The sequence below is a fragment of the Coprococcus comes ATCC 27758 genome, from assembly GCF_025149785.1.
Taxonomy (GTDB): Bacteria; Bacillota; Clostridia; order Lachnospirales; family Lachnospiraceae; genus Allocoprococcus; species Allocoprococcus comes.
Genome location: NZ_CP102277.1, coordinates 1,684,346 through 1,706,629, shown reverse-complemented (window position 1 = coordinate 1,706,629; position 22,284 = coordinate 1,684,346). Strand labels below are relative to the sequence as shown.

The 22,284-nt window shown below is 40.9% G+C and carries 23 protein-coding genes and 1 pseudogene; 22 read left to right on the top strand and 2 right to left on the bottom strand.

The window, feature by feature from the left end:
• Position 1: 1 nt before the first annotated feature.
• The 8 genes from mreD (at position 2) to NQ556_RS08435 (ending at position 7,643) form a co-directional block, all read left to right on the top strand.
• Entirely contained in the window at positions 2-529 is a 528-nt protein-coding gene (gene mreD / locus NQ556_RS08470) for a rod shape-determining protein MreD (RefSeq protein WP_008370239.1), read from the top strand.
• A gap of 61 nt (positions 530-590) precedes the next feature.
• Positions 591-3,431 (top strand): penicillin-binding transpeptidase domain-containing protein, encoded by a 2,841-nt coding sequence (locus tag NQ556_RS08465; protein ID WP_044998759.1) that lies wholly within the window; start codon positions 591-593, stop codon positions 3,429-3,431.
• 19 nt (positions 3,432-3,450) lie between these two features.
• Positions 3,451-4,095: a septum site-determining protein MinC gene (locus NQ556_RS08460; protein WP_022221007.1), complete on the top strand. Its 645-nt coding sequence runs from the start codon at positions 3,451-3,453 to the stop codon at positions 4,093-4,095.
• Between the two features lie 13 nt (positions 4,096-4,108).
• Positions 4,109-4,900: a septum site-determining protein MinD gene (minD, locus tag NQ556_RS08455; protein WP_008370246.1), complete on the top strand. Its 792-nt coding sequence runs from the start codon at positions 4,109-4,111 to the stop codon at positions 4,898-4,900.
• Between the two features lie 11 nt (positions 4,901-4,911).
• A complete protein-coding gene (locus NQ556_RS08450) occupies positions 4,912-5,142 on the top strand; it encodes a cell division topological specificity factor MinE (protein WP_022221008.1) in 231 nt (76 codons plus the stop codon).
• Positions 5,139-6,263, top strand: a complete 1,125-nt coding sequence (locus NQ556_RS08445; protein ID WP_008370248.1) for an FtsW/RodA/SpoVE family cell cycle protein — start codon at positions 5,139-5,141, stop codon at positions 6,261-6,263. Before NQ556_RS08450 ends, NQ556_RS08445 begins: the two co-directional genes overlap by 4 nt.
• A 14-nt stretch (positions 6,264-6,277) precedes the next feature.
• Complete coding sequence (locus NQ556_RS08440; protein ID WP_008370250.1) at positions 6,278-6,673, top strand: methylglyoxal synthase; 396 nt, start codon at positions 6,278-6,280, stop codon at positions 6,671-6,673.
• Positions 6,657-7,643, top strand: a complete 987-nt coding sequence (locus tag NQ556_RS08435) for a D-alanyl-D-alanine carboxypeptidase family protein (protein ID WP_022221009.1) — start codon at positions 6,657-6,659, stop codon at positions 7,641-7,643. Before NQ556_RS08440 ends, NQ556_RS08435 begins: the two co-directional genes overlap by 17 nt.
• A 122-nt stretch (positions 7,644-7,765) precedes the next feature.
• On the opposite strand, the gene NQ556_RS08430 is transcribed toward NQ556_RS08435, so the two are convergent.
• The gene (locus tag NQ556_RS08430; RefSeq protein ID WP_022221010.1) at positions 7,766-7,972 is read right to left on the bottom strand and encodes a DUF378 domain-containing protein; all 207 of its coding nucleotides are present in this window, start codon (positions 7,970-7,972) and stop codon (positions 7,766-7,768) included.
• A gap of 79 nt (positions 7,973-8,051) precedes the next feature.
• Between NQ556_RS08430 and mnmL the strand changes: the two genes are divergently transcribed.
• The 10 genes from mnmL (at position 8,052) to pepV (ending at position 16,731) form a co-directional block, all read left to right on the top strand.
• Positions 8,052-8,996, top strand: a complete 945-nt coding sequence (gene mnmL / locus NQ556_RS08425; RefSeq protein ID WP_022221011.1) for a tRNA modification radical SAM protein MnmL/YtqA — start codon at positions 8,052-8,054, stop codon at positions 8,994-8,996.
• A gap of 17 nt (positions 8,997-9,013) precedes the next feature.
• Positions 9,014-10,429 (top strand): HlyD family efflux transporter periplasmic adaptor subunit, encoded by a 1,416-nt coding sequence (locus NQ556_RS08420; RefSeq protein ID WP_008370259.1) that lies wholly within the window; start codon positions 9,014-9,016, stop codon positions 10,427-10,429.
• Positions 10,430-10,446: 17 nt separating this feature from the next.
• Positions 10,447-11,145, top strand: coding sequence for a YggS family pyridoxal phosphate-dependent enzyme (locus tag NQ556_RS08415; protein WP_008370261.1), 699 nt, complete (start codon positions 10,447-10,449; stop codon positions 11,143-11,145).
• Between the two features lie 28 nt (positions 11,146-11,173).
• The gene (locus tag NQ556_RS08410) at positions 11,174-11,719 is read left to right on the top strand and encodes a cell division protein SepF (protein ID WP_008370263.1); all 546 of its coding nucleotides are present in this window, start codon (positions 11,174-11,176) and stop codon (positions 11,717-11,719) included.
• A gap of 17 nt (positions 11,720-11,736) precedes the next feature.
• Complete coding sequence (locus NQ556_RS08405; RefSeq protein ID WP_008370265.1) at positions 11,737-12,513, top strand: YlmH/Sll1252 family protein; 777 nt, start codon at positions 11,737-11,739, stop codon at positions 12,511-12,513.
• A 25-nt stretch (positions 12,514-12,538) separates the two neighbouring features.
• Positions 12,539-13,066: a signal peptidase II gene (lspA, locus tag NQ556_RS08400; RefSeq protein WP_022221012.1), complete on the top strand. Its 528-nt coding sequence runs from the start codon at positions 12,539-12,541 to the stop codon at positions 13,064-13,066.
• Positions 13,056-13,973, top strand: a complete 918-nt coding sequence (locus NQ556_RS08395) for an RluA family pseudouridine synthase (protein ID WP_022221013.1) — start codon at positions 13,056-13,058, stop codon at positions 13,971-13,973. The genes lspA and NQ556_RS08395 overlap by 11 nt, the downstream gene beginning before the upstream one ends.
• A gap of 83 nt (positions 13,974-14,056) precedes the next feature.
• On the top strand, positions 14,057-14,692 hold the full coding sequence (locus NQ556_RS08390; RefSeq protein ID WP_022221014.1) for a cytidylate kinase-like family protein: 636 nt from the start codon (positions 14,057-14,059) through the stop codon (positions 14,690-14,692).
• 143 nt (positions 14,693-14,835) lie between these two features.
• Entirely contained in the window at positions 14,836-15,285 is a 450-nt protein-coding gene (dtd, locus tag NQ556_RS08385) for a D-aminoacyl-tRNA deacylase (RefSeq protein WP_008370279.1), read from the top strand.
• Between the two features lie 78 nt (positions 15,286-15,363).
• Positions 15,364-16,731, top strand: a complete 1,368-nt coding sequence (gene pepV / locus NQ556_RS08380) for a dipeptidase PepV (RefSeq protein ID WP_008370281.1) — start codon at positions 15,364-15,366, stop codon at positions 16,729-16,731.
• A 270-nt stretch (positions 16,732-17,001) separates the two neighbouring features.
• Here the strand turns inward: pepV and lexA are convergent, their stop codons facing one another.
• Positions 17,002-17,622, bottom strand: a complete 621-nt coding sequence (gene lexA / locus NQ556_RS08375) for a transcriptional repressor LexA (RefSeq protein ID WP_008370284.1) — start codon at positions 17,620-17,622, stop codon at positions 17,002-17,004.
• 235 nt (positions 17,623-17,857) lie between these two features.
• On the opposite strand from lexA, the gene NQ556_RS08370 reads away from it, so the two are divergent.
• The 4 genes and pseudogenes from NQ556_RS08370 to NQ556_RS08355 all read left to right on the top strand — a co-directional run bounded on the left by NQ556_RS08370 (position 17,858) and on the right by NQ556_RS08355 (position 22,269).
• The gene (locus NQ556_RS08370) at positions 17,858-18,277 is read left to right on the top strand and encodes a LysM peptidoglycan-binding domain-containing protein (protein WP_022221015.1); all 420 of its coding nucleotides are present in this window, start codon (positions 17,858-17,860) and stop codon (positions 18,275-18,277) included.
• 343 nt (positions 18,278-18,620) lie between these two features.
• Complete coding sequence (locus NQ556_RS08365) at positions 18,621-19,991, top strand: sodium-dependent transporter (protein ID WP_022221016.1); 1,371 nt, start codon at positions 18,621-18,623, stop codon at positions 19,989-19,991.
• Positions 19,992-20,018: 27 nt separating this feature from the next.
• Positions 20,019-21,017, top strand: a pseudogene (locus NQ556_RS16690) (Gfo/Idh/MocA family protein); the annotation flags it as partial.
• A gap of 175 nt (positions 21,018-21,192) precedes the next feature.
• Positions 21,193-22,269, top strand: coding sequence for a tyrosine-type recombinase/integrase (locus tag NQ556_RS08355; RefSeq protein ID WP_008370296.1), 1,077 nt, complete (start codon positions 21,193-21,195; stop codon positions 22,267-22,269).
• Positions 22,270-22,284 lie beyond the last annotated feature (15 nt).

The following is a 22,284-nucleotide window of genomic DNA, read 5'->3' as shown; positions in this document are numbered from 1 at the left end:
CATGAAAAAGATTAAAAGGATCCTGATCTGTGCTGTGTTGATCACTGTCTGTTTTCTTCTGGAGACAACGGTGTTTCAAAAGCTGGCGTTTGTCTCGATTATTCCGAATCTCCTGATTATCGTGACGTCCTCATTTGGATTTATGAGGGGACAAAAAGAAGGAATGATCATCGGCTTTTTCTGTGGACTTTTAAAAGATATACTAGGTGGAAATCTGCTTGGATTTTATGCGCTGATCTATATGCTGATCGGATATGGTAACGGATTTTTCCAGAGAGTATTTTATGACGAAGACATCAAACTCCCGTTGGCACTTATTGCCGGCAGCGAGTTTCTATATGGTATGGTGATTTATGTCCTTTTATTCATGTTAAAAAGTGATTTCCATTTTTTGCATTATCTGAGACATGTGATCATGCCGGAACTGGTTTACACGATTCTGGTTACACTTGTTCTGTATCAGATCATTCTGCATATTAACCGAAGACTTGAAGAAGAAGAAAAAAGGAGTGCTAGCAGATTTGTTTGATTTATTGGATCGTCTGAAAAGATGGTTTATCGACTTGGTAAAATCTAGAGTGTTTGTGCTGATGCTTGTGTTTATTGTGCTTTCTACAATTTTGATACAGCGTGTGTTTGTTTTACAGATCGTAAACGGACAGGCATATCTGGATGACTATAAGCTTCAGATCCAGAAAACAAAAGAGGTACAGGGAACCAGAGGTCGTATCCTGGACCGGAACGGAGTGGTTCTGGCAGATAACAAGCTCGCATATTCCGTCACGATTGAAGACAACGGTGACTATGATACGGTCAAAGAGAAAAATAAAATCATCAATGCGACAATTGAGAAAGTGATCAGTATTGTTGAATCGAATGGAGATTCTATTGTCAATGATTTCAAAATTATTCTCAATGATAATGGAGAATATGCTTATTCCATGACAAGCGAGGTGCAGCGTCTGCGGTTCCTTGCGGATGTGTTTGGAAAAGCAACCATTGATAAGCTCAGTAACAAGCAGAAGGCATACAGTGCGGCAGATCTGATGCATTATCTCTGTACAGATGATACCTACGGTTATGGGCTGGACGAACAGAAGCTGTCCAAAGAAGAAATCCTAAAGCTGGTAACAATCCGGTATTCCATGGGACTGAATCGCTATCAGAAGTATGTGGCTACAACGATTGCAAGTGATGTCAGTGAAAGTACAACAGCTGCTATTATGGAGAACCTGGATACTCTTCAGGGAGTTAATATTGAAGAGGATTCAATCCGTTATTACCCGGACAGCAAATATTTTGCGTCTATTCTTGGTTATACGGGCGTAATTTCACAAGATGAATATGATGCGTTGGATGAAAAGGAGTCGGACTCGTATTCTCTTACGGATGTGGTTGGAAAAGCAGGGCTGGAGCAGACACTGGATAAAACACTTCAAGGTGAAAAAGGTGAAATCAAACTTTATGTTAACAGTGTGGGAAAGGTCATTGAGTCCAAGCAGGGGAAAAAGGCAAAAGCAGGAAATGATGTCTATCTTTCTATTGATGCCAATCTGCAAAAGGCAGCTTATGATCTCCTGGAAGAAAAGCTTGCCGGAATCATCCTTTCCAATCTGACTACGTCTCTGACCTATGACCGTACACAGGCAGAAGAGGGAAGTGATGTGAAGATACCGATTGGTGATGTTTACAATGCATTTATTTCCAATGAGATTCTGAATGTGGGACATTTTGAGGCTGCGGATGCCGGGGAGACTGAGAAAAGTGTGTATGCGTCATTTTCCTCCAAAAAGGAGGCAGTGCTTGCAGATGTGATGGCACAGCTGAGTGATTCAGGTGCGCCGGCATATAAAGACTGTGATGAGGATATGCAGGCATATCTCAGTTATATTATCAGTACTGTACTTACCCAGAATGCAGCAATCATTCAGAAAGATTCGATTGATACCAATGATTCTACATATATTGCGTGGGAAAATGATGAGAGCATCAGTCTCTATACTTATCTGAATTATGCGATCTCCAAGAACTGGATCGATACATCAAAACTGACTGATTATATGAACAGTGACAGTGAGTATTCGGATCAGAATGAAGTATATCAGGGGATTCTGGCGTATATCAGTGCAAATCTTCCTAAGAATTCCGGATTTGACAAACTGATCTACAAGTATATGATACGCAATGAAGAAATCACAGGAAGCCAGATTGGTATGATGCTTTATGAGCAGGGAATTCTAGATTATGATGCAGATGTTTATAATAAGCTTGCGGATGGTACAATGACCGCCTATGATTTCATGTATTCCAAGATTGAAGATCTGGAAATCACACCGGGACAGCTTGGACTGGAACCATCTACCGGATCGGTCGTAGTAACTGACACGAAGACCGGACAGCTTCTTGCCTGTGTATCCTATCCGGGATATGATAATAACCGGCTTGCAAATACCATGGATTCAGGCTATTATACAAAGCTTTTAAATGATCAGTCAGCACCGTTATATAATAATGCGACGCAGGAGAAGACGGCACCGGGATCTACTTACAAACCACTGGTTGCTGTTGCCGGACTGACAGAAGATGTCATTGATACCAGTACGTATATCAGCTGCGGCGGACTCTATGAGAAAATTTCACCGAGTCCACGATGCTGGATTTATCCGGGGTCGCATGGAAGTCTGAATGTGACGAGTGCGATCCAGCATTCCTGCAATATGTTCTTCTATGAAGTTGGATACCGTCTGGGACTTACAAACCAGATGCTCAGTAATGCAAAGAGCAGCGAGTCGGGATATTCTTCTAACCAGGGATGTGAGACGCTTCTGAAATATGCGACTATGTTTGGACTGAACCAGACAACAGGAATCGAAATTCCGGAATCGTCACCTCAGGTATCTGATCAGGACTCTGTACGTTCTGCAATCGGTCAGGGTACTAATAACTATACGACAACTCAGCTTGCAAGATATGTTACAGCAATTGCAAACAGAGGAACTGTTTATAATCTTTCCCTTCTGGATCATGTGGAAAATAAGGATGGTAAGGTAACAAAAACTTACGAACCGGATGTGCTGAACCAGATAGAGGGTGTTTCCGGAAATACATGGGATGCTGTTCAGTCGGGAATGCGGGCAGTTGTTACCAGCAACAGTACATATTCTTCGCTGGGAAATATTACAATGTCAGGTAAAACCGGTACGGCACAGCAGAGTACTACACATCCGGATCACGGTCTGTTTGTTGGCTATGCGCCAAGTGACGATCCAGAAGTCGCATTTGCGATCCGTATCAAAAATGGTTATGAATCTTTATATCCGTCAGAGATTGGAAGAGACCTGATGCGCTATTATTATGGAGAGACAAGCCGTGATGAGCTGATCACAGGGCATGCATCGGCAGCAGGTTCATCATCGACACATGGAGACTAGATTGAGGGGGATCACAGGTATGAAACAGAAAGTCATCATTAAAAGTAATAAATACGGTCTGATTGTTCATATGGATCCTGATGCAGAGTATACAGAGATTCTGAAGGAATTGAGAGAAAAATTTACCGAATCTGCCCGCTTTTTCAAAGATGCGACCATGGCGGTTACGTTTGAAGGGCGGATTCTTACAAAACCACAGGAAGAAGAGGTCATTGGTCTGATCACTGATGTCGCTCATATCCATATTGTCTGTATTTTTGATGCTAATGAAAATACAGAAAGATTATACAAAAAAGTAGTAGAAGACTCTCTTAACAGTTTAACCAGAAAAGAAGGTCAGTTCTACAAAGGTACGCTCAGACAAAGGCAGGTACTGGAGACAGAACAGAGTATTATTATACTTGGCGATGTAGAGTTTGGTGCAACCGTAGTATCCAAGGGCAATATTGTTGTGCTGGGTGCGGTAAGGGGAACGGTACATGCCGGGGCAACAGGAGATCGGAATGCGTTTATTACGGCGTTGTCGATGAGACCGCATGTAATGAAGATTGCAGATATTGTATCAACACATACATATCTTCAAGACGAAACCGTAAGACCAAGTATCGCCCGTCTTGACGGCAAGCGCATTTATATCGATCCACTGGAGAATTTAGAGTGGTAGGAGGATCTGAAAAATGGGTGAAATTATTGTAGTGACATCGGGAAAAGGCGGTGTCGGAAAAACAACAACGACAGCAAATATAGGTGCCGGACTTTCAAGGCTCGGAAAAAAGGTACTGGTGATCGATACGGATCTGGGGCTTCGGAATCTGGATGTTGTCATGGGACTTGAAAACCGGATCGTATATAATCTGGTCGACGTGATCGAAGGTGGCTGTCGTTTGAAGCAGGCGATGATCAGTGATAAGCGTCATGAAAATCTGTATCTGCTGCCATCGGCACAGACAAAGGATAAGTCAGCGATCACACCGGAGCAGATGATCAAGCTTACAAATGAGCTTCGAGATGAATTTGATTACGTTTTACTGGATTGTCCGGCAGGGATTGAGCAGGGATTCCAGAATGCGATTGCCGGAGCTGACAGAGCATTTGTTGTGACAACGCCAGAAGTATCCTCCATTCGTGATGCTGACCGCATCATTGGGCTGCTGGAGCAGAATCACATGAAAAAACTGAATCTTATTATTAACCGTATCAGGATGGATATGGTGAAAAGAGGAGAGATGATGTCAGTAGAAGATGTGACAGAGATTCTTCCTATCGATCTGATCGGAGCAATTCCGGATGATGAACAGGTCGTGATCGGAACGAACCAGGGAGAGGCGGTTGTAGATATGGATTCGCTGGCAGGAAAAGCATATACCAATATCTGCCGGCGTATAACCGGTGAAGAAGTGCCATTTCTCGATCTGGATAAACAGGAAAGTTTGTTTTACAAACTTTCCCATATGTTTAAAAGAAATTAGGAGGATGTATCATGCATGTATTTGAAAGAGGTATGCACCATTCATCTGTCCGCATTGCAAAAGAACGTTTGAAAAGCCTTCTTGTTTCGGACCGGGTGCAGTGTCAGCCAGATACTTATGAACTTTTGTGCGGAGAATTATACCACACAATCGGAAAATACATGAAGATAACCGAAGATAATTTTAAAGTGGAAATAACACGTTCACAGATTAGAATCAACTTGACAGGAGAAAAATCGTGAGATTACCAAAAAAGACAAAACCTTATCATTTAAAAGATGTGAAATTCGGTCTGGTCATTTCTGTTATTGCTATATCGATTATTGGAGTTATGGTAATCGGAAGTGCAAAGCAGGCAGTACAGGGAAGACAGATCATAGGACTTGTCGCCGGAGTGATCCTGATGATCATTCTTTCGATGATAGACTATGTATGGCTTCTGAACTTTTACTGGATTTTATACGGGATCAATATCATTGCACTGGTATGTGTAAAGCTGTTTGGAACCAATGTAAATGGTGCACAGCGGTGGATCGATATCGGAGTGACGAATTTTCAGCCATCAGAGCTCAGCAAAATACTGGTTGTCTTATTCTTTGCAAAATTTCTGATGAATCATGAGGATGATCTGAACAGTGCTGCAACCATCCTGAAAGCAGTAGGACTGATTGCACCAACACTGATCCTGATCGTTCTTCAGCCAGACCTTTCAACAACCTTATCCATAGCGCTTGTTTTTTGTGCTATGATGTATCTGGCGGGACTGAGTTATCGATTTATCGGAACCCTGATTGCGATTCTGGTTCCGGTTACGATTATTTTTATCAGTATTGTTGTACAGCCAAATCAGCCATTTCTGCACGATTATCAGCAAAAGCGTATTCTGGCATGGCTGGAACCGCAGAAATATGCAAGTGATGAAGCTTACCAGCAGAATAATGCAATTATGGCGATTGGTTCCGGACAGCTTACCGGTAAAGGACTGAATAATAATACAACCACATCTGTGAAGAACGGAAATTTTATTTCTGAGCCACAGACAGACTTTATTTTTGCAATTGTAGGTGAAGAATTAGGTTTTGTGGGTTGCTGTATCGTGATTGGTCTGTTATTATTGATTGTAGTACAATGCATATTGATAGGACTCAGGGCACAAGATCTGGCGGGGCGGATTATTTGCTGCGGTGTAGCCGCGCAGATAGGATTTCAGTCGTTTATCAATATCGGCGTGGCAACAGGGATCTTACCAAATACAGGAATTCCCCTTCCGTTTGTTAGTTACGGACTGACTTCGCTTATCAGCTTATATATGGGAATTGGCATTGTATTAAATATAGGGCTTCAGCCTAAAAAATATCAGTAAAAGGAGCTGAGAAAATGAATATCGGACTTATTGCGCATGACTCTAAGAAAACACTGATGCAGAATTTCTGTATTGCATATCGTGGGATTTTGAGCAAGCATGAGTTGTATGCGACCGGTACAACCGGCCGGCTGATCGAAGAAGTTACTAATCTTTCTATTCACAAATATCTTGCGGGACCGCTGGGCGGCAAACAACAGCTCGGTGCGCAGATTGCACAGAATGGAATTGATGCTCTGATCTTTCTTCGGGATCCACAGAATCCAAAGCCACATGAACCGGATGTAAATGATGTCATTCGTCTTTGTGACATGCACAACATCCCGATGGCTACCAATCTTGCAACGGCAGAAATCATTATACTTGCATTAGACAGAGGAGACTTGGATTGGCGTGAGATGTATAAGTAGAGCAAAAAGTGCCGCACTGGTATGTGTGGCATCGATAAGTCTGTTTACAGGTGGTTGCATCGGAGGAAAAGGAGCAACACCTGTGACAGCATATGAACTTAAAAATTATAATCAGGATTTATACCAGGGAAAGCTTTATGCAGAGGAGCTGTGTGTAGCACAAAATGATGTGGCGTTACAGGGCTATACAGAAGATAATGAATTGCACAGTGCTGCATTATTTGATCTTACAGGAGAACGTGTATTATATTCTTATAAAGCGCATGAACGACTGTATCCTGCCAGTACAACCAAGATCATGACGGCACTTCTCGCTATTGAGAATGCAAATTTGGATGACCAGGTGACGATCAGTGGAAACGCAGATGCATCCAGTTTTTCGGCGGATGCGCAGGTGTGCGGCCTTGCGAAAGGAGAAGTCTGGACACTCAGGGATCTTTTGGGAGCTCTTCTTTTGTATTCTGGAAATGATGCAGCAACTGCAATCGCGGAATATGTAGGTGGATCAGAAGAAGCGTTTGTTAATATGATGAACCGCAGAGCCCAGGAATTGATGGCGAACGGGACTCATTTTATGAATCCGCACGGACTGCATGATGACAATCATTATACAACAGCGTATGACCTTTATCTGATATTTAATGAGTGCATAAAGCATGAAGATTTTGTAAATATCATACAGAGTGAAGCATATACCGCATATTATACAGATGTGGACGGTAACAGCCAGGAGGTGTTGTTTACACCGACCAATCTCTATGCGCAGGGAGAGGTGGATGTGCCGGAGAATGTTACGATCGTAGGCGGGAAGACCGGGACAACGGATGAAGCAGGATATTGTCTGATTCTGATGGAAAAAGATTCCAGTGACAATCCATACATATCGATTGTTATGGGAGCCTCAGAAAAACCGGTTCTGTATGAGGATATGACATCATTGATCGAGGCAATCCCGTCTGGTCAGCAGTAAATGTGGTGTGTGAATCTTATCGTATACACAAAAAGGGGCATCTCTTGTCTGGGAGCCCCTTTCTTTTTTTCAAGCATGTAGAAAATACACCGAGATGGTATCAGGTACATTACCTGGGCGTATTAAGATTCGGACATGGATCCGATTCTACCAAAAAGACTGATCAGGTAGAGTCCACACAGTCCGACGATCGTGTAGACGATACGTGAGAGCCATGACATGTTTCCAAAAAGCCAGGCAATAAGATCCAGACGGAATATACCGATCAGAAGCCAGTTCACAGCACCGATGATCACAACGGTGAGTGCTGTATTATCAAACCATTTCATGTAAATATCCTCCTTATACGATTCTATACGGTTAGTATGTGTTAAAACTTTGTGATTATTCATAAATGAGAGGAAAAATATGTTATATTATAAATATTCGGATTACCTGAAAAACAAATATGGTGAAAAAGTATACAAGCTTCCGGTGAACCTTCCGGTCACATGTCCGAACCGTCTTGACGGAGATGGATGTGCATTCTGTGCCGGTGCAGGAACCGGATTTGAGGCAATGTCGGCTGCAGTTTCTGTCACAGAACAGTTGACACGGACCAGACAGATGATCACGAGAAAATACCATGCCAACAAATATATTGCATATTTTCAGAATTATACCAATACCTTTCTTCCTCCGGATAGATTTCGCAGTTATCTGATGGAGGCTACCAGGATTCCGGGTGTCGTGGAGATATCTGTTTCCACAAGACCGGATTGTGTTTCGGCTGAGTATCTTGATATTATGAGAGATATTCGCGCAATGACCGGAATTCAGATGAATGTAGAACTTGGATTACAGACAGCAAATTATCATACACTGCAGATGATCGACAGGGGACATGGTCTTGCAGAATTTATCGATGCAGTACTGCGGATTAAAAGATATACTGGTATTTCAATCTGTACCCATGTGATTCTTAATCTTCCGGGAGATACGGCAGCGGATGCAAAAGAGACTGCAAGAATCCTTACTGCGCTTGGTGTGGATATTGTGAAACTGCATTCGCTTTATATTGCCAGAAATACACGGTTGTGTGATTGGTATGAAAATGGTAAAATAACGGTATGTTCAAAGGAAGAATATTTTGAAAGAGTGATTACGTTTCTTGAACAGATTCCGGAAACCGTGGCAGTAGAACGAATGTTTTCAAGAATTCCTGAGAAAGATGCGGTGTTCTGTAACTGGGGATGCAGCTGGTGGAGGCTGAGGGACGAACTGCTGCAGAAGATGGAAGAGGAAGGCAGGTATCAGGGTAAGTGCTGTGATTATCTGAATGGTGCGGCACTGTGCCTGTTAAAATCCGAATAGATTTGGAGGCTTGATTTTTGGCTGGGAAAAAGAAGAATACGGAGGTTGTCAGCCTCCAGAAATATAAACGAAAAGGACATTTAAATATTGGTACGATTCTGTTTGGAATTATTTTTGTGTATCTTGTTTTTACCGTTCTGATCTATTTTACAAAAGACAGAGTGAGTGTATATGAGGTACGGGAAGGAAGCATTTTAAAAGACAGGAATCTTACCGGAATGGTTCTCAGAAAAGAAACGGTGGTAAATGCTGAAAAAAGCGGATATGTCAATTATTTTGTAGACGATGCACAGAAGGTTGCACTTGGAACCAATATTTACACCATTACGTCTTCCAAGCTCGAGACACAGACGGATCAGGACAGCAATGAAGAAGTTTCCCTGAATGCAGATGAATGGAACAGTATTCTGCTGAAGGCACAGGGATTTAATGAATCCTATTCACCGGAGGAGTTTAAGACGGCATCAAATCTGAAAAGTGAAGTAACAGCGATCTTACAGAACAATACGACACAGAGCAGGGTTGCACAGCTGAATTCTATTCTGCAGTCCGGAAATGTAGATGCATTTCAAAGCCCGGATGACGGAATCGTGGAGCTTTCGGTAGATGGCTATGAAAATCTGACGACAGATAATATCACGGATGAGATGTTTGATAAGGCAAATTACAGTGTCACAGAGCTTTCAGGCAACCAGAAGATTGATGCAGGGCAGCCGGTATATCGCCTGGTCACAGATGAAGAGTGGACGGTAACGGTACGCCTGACCTCTGATCTGGCACAAACCTTCCAGAAAAAAATGAACGGGGAAGATTCCCTTTCTGTTGAGGTCAGATTCCTGAAGGATAATAAGGACCTGTGGGGAACTATGCGACTTACGGAAAAGAAAAATGATATTTATGCCAATATTACTTTTAAGGATTCCATGATTCGGTATGCAGATGAACGGTTCGTGAATATTGAACTGATCCTGGAAGACGAGTCCGGGCTTAAGATTCCGAAAACCTCGGTAACGGAGAAAGACTGTTATGCTGTTCCGATAGATTATATCACGAGCGGCGGGGCTTCTCAGAACGAAGGTGTCTACAGGCAGACGACCAAAAAAGGAAAGACGACAACGGAATTTATTCCGGTGACGATCATTAACGAGGATACGGAATCGGGTATTGCATATCTGGATACAGAGAATCTGAAAAAAGGAGATACTCTTTTGTTGCCGGAATCTTCCGATACGATGGATCTTTTGAAAACCGAAAGCATCAAAGGAGTTTATAATGTCAATAAAGGCTATGCTGTATTCAAGCAGGTTCAGATCCTGAGTGAGAGTGATGAATACTATATTATTGCAGAAGGAAACAGCTACAGTCTATCCAATTATGATCATATTGCCCTGAATGGAGATTCTGTTCGGGATAATCAGATAGTAAGTCAATAAGAAATGGAGTGAAAGAAATGATCACAGAAAACTTAAAAGATGTGGAAGCGCGTGTATGCGCTGCATGCGAACGCTCCGGCAGAAAACGGGAGGATGTAACACTGATTGCTGTCAGCAAGACCAAACCGGTAGAAATGCTGGAAGAAGCGTATGCTTACGGTTGCCGTTATTTTGGTGAAAATAAAGTGCAGGAACTGGATGAAAAATATGACATAATGCCAAAGGATATTCACTGGCAGATGATTGGTCATCTGCAGCGCAACAAAGTAAAATATATCATCGATAAGGCAGAGTTGATCCATTCTGTTGATTCTATTCGTCTTGCGGAAACAATTGATAAAGAAGCAGCGAAAAAAGGTATTGTTGTAAATGTGCTTCTCGAAGTAAACATGGCAAAAGAAGATACAAAATTCGGTCTGATGCCAGAGGAAGTTATGGATTTTATTCATGAAATTGTCAGATTTCAACACATAAAAGTACAAGGATTGATGACAATTGCTCCGTTTGTAGAAAACCCGGAAGAAAATCGTATACATTTTGCAAACTTACGAAAATTATCTGTTGACATTGCAAAGGAAAAAGTTGATAATGTTAACATGAGTATTCTTTCAATGGGGATGACCAATGATTTTGAAGTTGCTATAGAAGAGGGAGCCACCATGGTTCGGATAGGGACAGCAATTTTTGGCGAGCGAAATTATGCTCATCAGATTTAGATACCACAGATAGGAGTGTATAAGAAAAATGGGAGTATTAGATAAGTTTTTAGACGTTATGAAATTAAACGGCGACGATGATGAGTATGATGATGATTTCTACGATGAAGATGACGATTTTGAAGATGAGTCATATGAAGAAGAGAAGCCAAAAAAGAATATTTTTGGAAAGAAAGATAAACCGGCTGCTTACGAAGAAGAAGAGGAAGATTATCAGCTTAAAAAATCAGGTCGTTCAAATAAAGTCACCCCGATGCGCCAGCCTTCTACACGCAGAAATGCTCCTGCAATGGAAGTTTGTGTAATCAAACCAAACGCAATGGATGATACACGTGAGATTACAGAGACTCTTCTCGCGGGAAGAACTGTTATTTTGAATCTGGAAGGTATGGATCTTGAGATCGCGCAGAGAATTATTGATTTCACATCAGGATCTGCTTTTGCAATTGATGGTAATCTTCAGAAGATTTCAAGTTATATTTTTCTGGTAACACCGGCAAATGTTGATATTTCCGGCGATATGCAGGATCTTCTGAATACTTCGTTCGATGTGCCGATCCAGAACCGTTACTAGAAGAAAGAAGACAGGGTATGGAAAAAGAAGAGACTTTACTTCGTAAACGTCTGATTGAGCTGTCTAACAATGCTTATCAGAGAGGAATCATTATGTATTCCGATTTCCTGAACCTGAATGAACTGAATATATTACATACTACGCCGAAGGATTCTTTCCCTGTTCCATACAGGACCTTTGGCGGGTATGATCCGTCAGAGCGTCAGATGGCAGCATTTCTACCTGATGCTTTTTATATGTATATGGATGAGGAAAGTATCCGCAGTACATATCCGATCCGCATTCTGAAGATCAGTCCGCTGCAGCCGAAATTTGCTGAGGAATTATCACACAGAGATTATCTGGGTGCACTTCTGAACCTTGGGATCACACGGGCAAAGACGGGAGATATTCTGATTCACGATAAGGAAGCTTATGTGTTTGTACATCAGGAACTGACGGAGTTTCTTGTAAAAGAACTGACCAGGGTACGTCATACAACCGTTCGTGCCGTAGAAGTAGAAAATGCAGATTTTAAATGGGAGCCAAAGTACGAAGAGATTAAGGGGACTGTTGCATCAGTACGCCTGGATTCCCTTCTTTCACTGGCTTTTTCTTCGTCCAGAAGTAAACTTACTGCATTGATTGAGGCTGGGCGTGTATACGTAAACGGAAAGCTGATTACCAGTAATGGATATCATGTAAAGGACAACGATATCATTTCCGTAAGACAGATGGGACGTTTTCAGTACGAAGGAGTTCTTTCCGAGACAAAAAAAGGACGTTATTATGTTACAATCCGAAAGTATATCTAATGGCATTAGCAGTAAAGGAGAGCATATGAAGAACAGACCAGGGTTAAAACAATATATTTTTGCAGCACTTGGAGTCGTAATCCTGGTGCTTCTGGATCAGTATACAAAGCTTCTGGCAATTGCACATTTGAAGGATCAGTCTGCATTTGTGTTGTGGAATAATGTTTTTGAATTGCATTATCTTGAAAACAGAGGAGCTGCATTTGGGATTTTTCAGAACCAGCGATGGTTCTTTGTCATCATGACCGTTGTGATCCTTGTTATTGTGAGCTGGTTTTATGGCAGAACTCCGGTAGAAAAAAGATATCTGCCACTCAGAATCTGTATGATCATTCTGACAGCCGGAGCAATCGGGAATTTTATTGACCGTCTGACCAGAGGATATGTGGTTGACTTTTTTTATTTTTCACTGATTGATTTTCCGATTTTCAATGTGGCGGATATTTATGTGACTGTGACGTTTATCGTTCTGGTTCTGCTGATCTTTTTTTATTATAAGGACGAAGATTTTTCTATTTATTCGCGCAGACAGGAGCAGAAACATGCAGATTAAAGAATTTCAGAGTGAAGAAAATGCAGGGGAGAGAATCGACAAATTTCTTACAGAGAAAGTGCCGGAGCTTTCCCGTTCTTATATTCAAAAACTGATAAAAGAAAAAAATGTAAAGGTAAATTCCACAGTAATCAAATCTAACTATAAGGTTGCAAAAGGAGATCAAATTCAGATTACGATACCGGATTTGACGGAACCGGATATCCTGCCGGAAAATATACCATTGGATATTCTCTATGAGGATGATGATATCCTGGTGGTTAATAAGCCGAAAGGTATGGTAGTGCACCCGGCAGCAGGTCATTATACCGGAACTCTGGTCAATGCGATCATGTATCATTGCAAAGACCGGCTTTCAGGAATCAACGGTGTAATGCGTCCGGGAATCGTACACCGGATCGATATGGATACTACCGGTTCTCTTCTGGTATGTAAAAATGATACCGCACACCAGATCCTTGCAGAGCAGTTAAAAGAGCACAGCATTAAGCGGATTTATCATGCGATTGTACACGGTAATATCAAAGAGGATTCCGGTACTGTGAATGCGCCGATCGGACGCCATCCGATTGACCGGAAGAAAATGAGTATCAATGAGAAAAACGGCAGAAATGCAGTGACACACTACCGGGTCCTGGAGCGGTTTGGCGATTATACTTATATTGCCTGTGAGCTTGAAACCGGTCGCACACATCAGATCCGTGTGCATATGGCAAGTATCCATCATCCGTTGCTTGGAGACTGTGTATATGGTCCGGCAAAATGTCCGTGGACACTACAGGGGCAGACACTTCATGCGAAAATTCTTGGAATTATCCATCCGAGAACCGGAAAATATATGGAATTTGATGCCCCACTTCCGGAATATTTTGAAAATTTATTGAAAAAACTACGCAAAATGTCATGAAAATCTATACATTTATTATGAATTGTTATATAATATGTATAGGATAATCATGGAATAATGACCTGCAAAGGAGCGTGACGTTTATGAGTAAAACACATACAATTATAACAATAGGTCGTCAGTTTGGAAGCGGAGGACGCGAGATTGGAAAACGTCTGGCAGATGAACTGGGAATTGAGTTTTATGATAAAGAATTGTTGTCACGGGCAGCAAAGGACAGTAAGATATGCAAAGAGCTTTTTGAGACACATGATGAAAAACCGACGAACAGTTTTCTCTATTCATTGGTAATGGATACATATTCTATGGGATTTGCATCCGGTTCTGTCAATGAAATGCCACTAAATCACAAGATTTTCCTTGCGCAGTTTGATGCGATCAAAAAGATTGCGGAGGAGGGACCGTGTGTACTGGTAGGAAGATGTGCGGATTATGCACTGGAAGAGCGGGATGATGTACTAAGTGTATTCATTCATGCAGATCTGGAAGACAGGATTAAAAATGTAGCAAAGCTGAATGAACTGACAGATAACAAAGCAAAAGATCTGATACATAAGACAGATAAACGCAGGGCAAGCTATTACAATTATTATACCAACAAAAAATGGGGCGATGCCGAAAGTTATGATATTTGTATAAACAGTTCCAAGTTTGGTGTTGACGGATGTGTGAAAGCTATCAAAGATTTTCTTGAATTAGAGGCAAGCTTGGAAGAGTAAGAACAGCGATTATAATGTTATAAGACGGGGGAAATAAAAATCCCCCGTTTTTTAGACCTGTAGCAAAATACTTATGTTCTGATAATTTCGGAACACAGGCATTATAGTGTCAAATAAAGAGAAGAAAGAGGAGACAAGAAAACATGAAATTTGTAATTCAGAGAGTAACACATGCCGAGGTTGCGGTAGAAGGAGAAGTGATCGGAAAGATTGGAAAAGGATTTATGGTGCTGATCGGAGTGGCACAGGATGATACCAGGGTGATTGCAGACAAAATGGTAAAGAAGTTGACAGGACTTCGCATTTTTGAAGATGAGAACGGAAAGACCAATCTTGCCCTAAAGGATGTGGATGGAGAACTTCTTCTGATTTCCCAGTTTACCTTATATGCAAACTGTAAAAAAGGATTCCGCCCAAGTTTTATTGAGGCAGGTGCACCGGATATGGCAAATGAACTGTATGAATATATTATTGAAGAATGTAAGAAAGTGATCCCGGTTGTGGAAAGAGGAGACTTTGGCGCGGATATGAAGGTATCTCTTTTAAATGACGGTCCATTTACGATCGTGCTGGATTCGGAGCAGATTTGTTAAATTATTATTTGGTTTCTAAAGATGTATCGTGTATAATAGAATACAGATGGAATACACAAGAAAGTGGGGAATGTAATAATGAGTTATGAAGCATTAAACAGCAGGATTATGGAGATGAAGGATGAAATTCTTGCTGGAATCCAACAGAACATGAGAATTGAAAGCGTGCGTGGTGAGGCACAGCCAGACGCGCCATATGGTCCGGGACCGAAGGCTGCTCTGGAAGATGCCCTTGAACTTGGCCGCAAGCTTGGCTTCAAGGTTGGGCAGGCAGACAATCGTATAGGCTGGGTAGAATATGGAGAAGGAAAAGAGATGGTAGGCGTTCTTGGTCATGTAGACGTTGTACCGGCTGGCGATACCGGTTGGACTTATCCTGCCTATGGTGCCGAGATCCACGATGGAATTCTTTGGGGAAGAGGATGTCTGGATGATAAGGGACCGATCATTGGATCAATTTACGCATTGAAGGCGATCCGTGACCTGAATCTTCCAATTGACCGTAGAATCCGTGTTATTTTTGGATCTGATGAAGAATGTGGCTCTTCATGTGCGGCGTATTACGTAGAGAACGGATATGAGATGCCGACGATCGGATTTACTCCGGATGCAGATTTTCCTGTTATTTTCTGTGAAAAAGGAACGACCGGCATCAAAGGCGGTTCTAAGGTTTATGACAAAGGTCATATCGAAGTGGAATATTTTGGTGGTGGAATTGCTGACAATGTCGTGATTCCAACTTGTAAACTGATCGTAAAAGGAGACATTAAGGTAGCAGAGACAGAGGGAATCACTGTGACGCATGAAAACGGAAAAACAATCGTTGAAGCGGTGGGAAGAAGTGCACATGGAAGTACCCCGCATCTTGGTGTAAATGCAGCAATTCTTCTTTTGAATGCAGTGAAAGAGAATGAATTTGGTGGAGAATTCCAGCAACTGATGGAATTTCTTCTGAAAGAGATCGGAACGGAGACAAATGGAGAATCACTGGGAGTACATTATGTGGATGAAGAAACTGGTGAGACAACCGTAAACCTTGGTATTGTTTATTATGATGGAGAAGAGACCTATTTTACATTAGATGTCCGTTATCCAAAAAATGCAGATCCGAAAGTTGTTGATGATACACTGATCAATCATATCAACAGTTACACATTCGATGTGCTCCGGAAAAATAACCACAAAATTCTCTATGTACCAAAAGACTCTGAACTGGTGACAAAGCTCGTTCATGTATATGAAGAAGAGACTGGCGAGCACTTGGAACCACTTGCAATCGGTGGTGGAACTTACGCAAAGAAATTCCCGAACATGGTTGCATTCGGACCGGTATTTCCAGGTGAAGCAGACGTGATCCATCAGCCAGATGAACATGTGGAAGTAGAAAAGCTTCTCCGTGCACTGCAGATTACGGCAGCAGCGATGTACGAACTTGCAAAAAAATAGTAGAAAACAGTACTGACTGAATCATCTGAATATGTCATATATAGATACGAGCATCGAAGGGTGAGCTGTTCAATGGAACAAAAGCCGGATAAGATGACAGGTTGAGAATACCTGTACATCTTATCCGGCTTTTTTGATGCATTAAAAAAATATTTATGATAGTAAGAAAAAAAGGGATATGGAGAAGAACATATATAAAAAACAGGTGATTACATGCAAAAAGCACTTCTATCTGAGATGCTTCTGCAAGTAATACCTGTTTTTTAAAAATTAATGGAAGAAGCGCATAACAGCAGCAACTTTCCCTAAAATCGTAACATCTTCAAGGATAAATGGTTCCATTGCATCATTCTCCGGCTGAAGACGGATCACACCTTCTTCTCGGTAAAACGTCTTTACCGTTGCACCGTCATCAATCAGAGCAACAACCATGTCACCGTTCTCTGCAGTTGCCTGCTTTTCCACAATGACATAATCTCCATCCAGTATACCGGCATTTATCATACTTTCACCCTGAACTTTCAGCATAAAGAGTTCTTTATTTGATGAAATATATTCAGTAGGAACAGGATAGTAATCTTCAATATTCTCCTGTGCAAGAACCGGTTCTCCTGCAGCTACATGGCCTACGATCGGAATCTGAACCATCTCACGTCTTGTGAGATTAAATGAATCATCCAGAATCTCGATTGCACGTGGTTTGGTTGGGTCACGTCGTATGTATCCGTTCTTTTCAAGAGTCTCGAGATGAGAGTGTACAGAAGAAGTTGACTTCAGATTCACAGCATCACAGATCTCACGTACAGCCGGTGGAAAACCACGTTGCAGGATCTGGGACTTAATATATTCAAGTATCTCTTCCTGTTTCTTGCTAATATTACCTTTACTCATAAAAGACCTCCTAAATCTGTATCTATATCAATTTGAATTATTATCTGAACTATTAAAATTATCATATCATACAGAAGAAAAAATAGCAAACAAATGTTTAGAAAATACGTTCGATTTGCATATTGACAAACGTATGTTCTTGTTGTATATTGGTAACAGAACAGTTGTTCGAGAACATGCTTTCTGGTATATAGGAGAACTGAAAAGATTACAGAAGAAAAGGGAGGAATTTATCATGAGATCAGAGAAAAGAAAAGATATGTATGCAGATCGATATCATGCAGGAGCAAAAGGACAGAAGCACTGTCATTATGCAAAGCACCGTAAGACGAATTCTATCAGACGGTTTGTGACAGGGATTGCGGCTCTGGTGATGGTTATGTCACTGAGTTTTGGATTTGGAAGCTTTTTCTCCAGTGCGCACGATAGCAAAGCTGAAGAACCTTCCGGAGAGAGATATTATAAAAGTGTCCAGCTTGAAAAAGGGGATTCACTCTGGAGCATTGCGCAAAGATACAGACGAACCGAAGATTCCATATATGAATATATGGATGAGCTGGCAGAAGCAAATCATTTAAGTTTAAAAGACAGGAATAATCTCCAGGAAGGAGCCTATCTGGTTGTTTCGTATTATGGAGATGATTCTATTTATTAAAGACCATCTGTGCTGTCAGGTAGCAGCGAATAATCTGCCTGATAGCACATTATATACACTCTATTTTTTATAAAAGTCTAAAAGACTAAGACATTCCTAAGGTCTCTAACCAAGATCCCATCGCTCACCCCGTCTTAGTCTTTCCGGACTTTTTAATTTTATACTAAGAAATTATTACTGGAACAGGTTTTAAAAGAATACACGGAATGTATGGATAAATTATAAGACAAAACTTATTTTATATTTTTAAGGCTATACTTGATTTTACTAGTGACTTTAAAGGATTATCATGATAAAATCAAATGAGTGTATTTAATTTTAGAATAAAAGAGGAGATTTTGTTATGGATAATCATAAAAAAAGGAGTACATTTTCTGGTAAATTAGGATATGTACTGTCAGCAGCAGGAGCTTCTGTAGGTCTTGGAAATATCTGGAGGTTTCCTTATCTTGCGGCAAAATATGGCGGAGGAATTTTTCTGCTTATCTATATTCTGTTAGCCCTTACTTTCGGTTATACGATGATAATTGCTGAATCAGCAATTGGCCGTATGACAAGAAAAAGTCCGGTAGGTGCGTTCAAATCTTTCGGAAAGTCAAAATGGATTTCTTTTGGGGGATGGATTAATGCGATTATTCCGGTTCTGATTGTACCATATTATTCTGTAATTGGAGGATGGGTTATCAAGTACCTTTTGGAATATGTAAAAGGGAACAGCAGTAGTCTGGCTCAAGATGGATATTTTTCAGAGTTTATCTCAAATGGATTTTCTACAGAAATCTGTTTTATTATATTCTGTCTGATTACATTGATTATTATTTATGCAGGTGTTCGGAATGGAATTGAGCGTGTTTCAAAGTTTATGATGCCGATTTTGATCGTGCTTTCGCTGATCATTTCCATTTACTCAGTAACACGACCAGGTGCAATGGAAGGCGTGAAGTATTTTCTGGTGCCAAATCCAAAGAATTTCTCATGGATGTCTGTGGTAGCTGCTATGGGACAGATGTTTTATTCCCTATCGATCGCTATGGGAATTTTGATCACATTTGGTTCTTATATGAAGAAAGATATTTCGATTGAAGATTCTACAAGAAATGTAGAAGTATTTGATACAGCGATTGCAATTATGGCAGGACTTATGATCATCCCAGCCGTATTTGCGTTTTCAGGTGGAAATCCGGATACGTTACAGGCAGGGCCGGCACTGATGTTTATTACAATACCAAAGGTGTTTGAGAATATGGGATTGGGAACAGCAATTGGAATTCTGTTCTTTCTGCTTGTTCTTTTTGCTGCGCTGACAAGCTCAATCGCATTGACAGAGAGTGCAGTATCTACATTTGAAGATGAAATCGGCTGGAGTCGTAAAAAGTCTACTGTGCTTGTTGGTGTGATCATGATAGTATTAGGAAGTTTATCTTCACTTGGATATGGACCACTTGCATTTGTGAAAATTATTGGTATGCAGTTCTTGGATTTCTTTGATTTCCTGACTAATTCGGTAATGATGCCGATCGCGGCACTGATGACAAGTCTTTTGGTAGCTAGAGTTGTTGGGGTAAAGAAGATAGAAGAAGAGATTATTCATGGAGAAAATGCATTCCGCAGAAAGAAGATTTTTGCTGTTATGATTAAATATCTGTGTCCAATCTTTGTTCTGATTATTTTGATCAGTTCTGTGGCGAATGCATTTGGATGGATTTCCATGTAGAATAATATGTGAAAAAAGGAGTGTAAAGAAATGGAACAGATGAAAGTTGGAATTATCGGTGCTGGGCGAATTGCAGCAAATATGGCGAAAACACTGGACGGTATGGACGATGCGGCTGCATATGCCATTGCTGCAAGAAATCTTGACAGAGCGCAGAAATTTGCCAAAGAATGGGGATTTGAAAAGGCATATGGCTCATACGAAGAACTGGTAAATGATCCGGAAGTAGAGTTGATTTATATCGCGACACCACACCCGTTTCATATAGAACATGCCAAACTTTGTATCAATCATGGGAAACCGGTACTTTGTGAAAAACCATTTACTGTAAATGCTGTTGGAGCAAAAGAAGTATTTGCTCTCGCAAAGGAAAAAGAAGTCTTTATTACGGAGGCAATTTGGACAAGATACCTTCCATCCCGTAAAATAATCGATGATATTATTGCAAGTGGTGAAATCGGAGAAATAAAGGGGATTTCAGCAAATCTCGGATATGATATGCATACAAAAGAACGTCTGATCGATCCGAAGCTTGCCGGTGGAGCGCTATTAGATGTAGGTATTTACCCACTGAATTTTGCAAGCATGGTTTTAGGCGATGATGTTGAAGAAACGCTTTCTTCCTGCGTAAAATTTGACAGTGGAGTGGATGCACAGAATTCCATTATTCTGAAATACAAAAATGGATCGATGGCTTCTATACAAAGCAGTGCACTTACCGGTACAGAACAATATGGTATGATATATGGGACCAAGGGGTATCTGATTGCGGAAAATATTAATGATATTACAGCGGTAAAAGTATATACACCGGATCGGGAATTTGTAAGGGAAATTACAATGCCAGAACAGATCACTGGGTTTGAATATGAAGTACGCGCTTCTATGAAGGCTATCCGTGAAGGAAAACTTGAATGTATGGAAATGCCGCATGAAGAAAGTATTCGCATCATGGAACAGATGGATGGCCTTAGAAAAGACTGGGGGATTGAATATCCATTTGAAAAAGGAAACAGACCGTGCTAGTAATTATAATTAGCTGTCCCTGGCAAAAAGTTGTCTTGGGACAGCAGTATTTTGAATAACCAATCTATACGACAAATACCGATTTTTCCAAAAGATATAGACAAATCTTCCGAAACCATGTTATAATCATACCTATATCGGGGAAATTTATGGAATTTAGGAGGTTCTTAGGATCATGCCATCTGATACAAAAACATACCAGGAAGAAACTTATATTGATAATACTATTCGTCTTCGTGGTGTTTTAAACACCATGCCTGACTTTGCACGTGATTATTTTCGTGCCATTGAACCAACCACATCACCAAAGACACGAATATCGTATGCATATGACATCCGTTTGTTCTTTCAGTTTTTAATTGAAGAAAATCCTGTTTATAAACATCACTCAATTAAGGACTTTCAGGTACAGGATCTGGAAGCTATTCAGCCGGTTGATATTGAGGAATATTTGGAATATCTGAAGGTCTATGATACTACAGATGTTCATACCAAAGAAACCAAACAGGTTACAAACTCTGAACGCGGCTTATTTCGCAAAATGTCTGCATTACGCAGCTTTTATAATTATTTCTTTAAAAGACAGATAATTCAGAAAAATCCGACCTTATTTGTAGATATGCCGAAGTTACATGACAAGGCGATCATACGTTTGGATACCGATGAGGTTGCAAAGCTTTTGGATTATGTGGAATCCTGTGGTTCCAAATTAACCGGTCAGGCACTCTCCTATTATAATAAGACGAAAGAACGTGATATTGCGATCATTACTCTTCTACTTGGAACAGGTATTCGAGTATCGGAGTTAGTTGGACTGGACCTGTCAGATGTGGATTTCAACAATAATGGGGTCATGGTGACACGAAAAGGTGGAAGCCAGATGGTTGTTTATTTTGGTGAAGAGGTGGAAAAAGCACTTCGCAATTATCTGGAGACATACCGTAAAGCGGTAACGCCCCTTGCTGGCTATGAAAATGCTCTGTTTTTATCAACCCAAAAGCGCCGGATCGGTGTACAGGCGGTTGAAAATATGGTTAAAAAGTATGCCAGTCAGATTACAAATAAAAGAATCACGCCACATAAGCTCAGAAGTACCTATGGTACTGCCCTTTATAAGGAAACGGGGGATATTTACCTGGTAGCGGATGTTCTGGGGCACAAAGATGTCAATACAACGAAAAAGCACTACGCTGCAATCGATGAAGACAGACGACGTAGTGCTGCAAATGTGGTAAAATTGCGGGAACCGTAAATTGTCAAAGTTCGG

Bases quoted from the DNA above. Each gene is read 5' to 3' on its own strand.
- mreD (WP_008370239.1), top strand. From the start codon at position 2: ATGAAAAAGATTAAAAGGATCCTGATCTGTGCTGTGTTGATCACTGTC.
- NQ556_RS08465 (WP_044998759.1), top strand. From the start codon at position 591: ATGCTTGTGTTTATTGTGCTTTCTACAATTTTGATACAGCGTGTGTTT.
- NQ556_RS08460 (WP_022221007.1), top strand. From the start codon at position 3,451: ATGAAACAGAAAGTCATCATTAAAAGTAATAAATACGGTCTGATTGTT.
- minD (WP_008370246.1), top strand. From the start codon at position 4,109: ATGGGTGAAATTATTGTAGTGACATCGGGAAAAGGCGGTGTCGGAAAA.
- NQ556_RS08450 (WP_022221008.1), top strand. From the start codon at position 4,912: ATGCATGTATTTGAAAGAGGTATGCACCATTCATCTGTCCGCATTGCA.
- NQ556_RS08440 (WP_008370250.1), top strand. From the start codon at position 6,278: ATGAATATCGGACTTATTGCGCATGACTCTAAGAAAACACTGATGCAG.
- NQ556_RS08430 (WP_022221010.1), bottom strand. From the start codon at position 7,972: ATGAAATGGTTTGATAATACAGCACTCACCGTTGTGATCATCGGTGCT.
- mnmL (WP_022221011.1), top strand. From the start codon at position 8,052: ATGTTATATTATAAATATTCGGATTACCTGAAAAACAAATATGGTGAA.
- NQ556_RS08415 (WP_008370261.1), top strand. From the start codon at position 10,447: ATGATCACAGAAAACTTAAAAGATGTGGAAGCGCGTGTATGCGCTGCA.
- NQ556_RS08410 (WP_008370263.1), top strand. From the start codon at position 11,174: ATGGGAGTATTAGATAAGTTTTTAGACGTTATGAAATTAAACGGCGAC.
- NQ556_RS08405 (WP_008370265.1), top strand. From the start codon at position 11,737: ATGGAAAAAGAAGAGACTTTACTTCGTAAACGTCTGATTGAGCTGTCT.
- lspA (WP_022221012.1), top strand. From the start codon at position 12,539: ATGAAGAACAGACCAGGGTTAAAACAATATATTTTTGCAGCACTTGGA.
- NQ556_RS08395 (WP_022221013.1), top strand. From the start codon at position 13,056: ATGCAGATTAAAGAATTTCAGAGTGAAGAAAATGCAGGGGAGAGAATC.
- NQ556_RS08390 (WP_022221014.1), top strand. From the start codon at position 14,057: ATGAGTAAAACACATACAATTATAACAATAGGTCGTCAGTTTGGAAGC.
- dtd (WP_008370279.1), top strand. From the start codon at position 14,836: ATGAAATTTGTAATTCAGAGAGTAACACATGCCGAGGTTGCGGTAGAA.
- pepV (WP_008370281.1), top strand. From the start codon at position 15,364: ATGAGTTATGAAGCATTAAACAGCAGGATTATGGAGATGAAGGATGAA.
- lexA (WP_008370284.1), bottom strand. From the start codon at position 17,622: ATGAGTAAAGGTAATATTAGCAAGAAACAGGAAGAGATACTTGAATAT.
- NQ556_RS08370 (WP_022221015.1), top strand. From the start codon at position 17,858: ATGAGATCAGAGAAAAGAAAAGATATGTATGCAGATCGATATCATGCA.
- NQ556_RS08365 (WP_022221016.1), top strand. From the start codon at position 18,621: ATGGATAATCATAAAAAAAGGAGTACATTTTCTGGTAAATTAGGATAT.
- NQ556_RS08355 (WP_008370296.1), top strand. From the start codon at position 21,193: ATGCCATCTGATACAAAAACATACCAGGAAGAAACTTATATTGATAAT.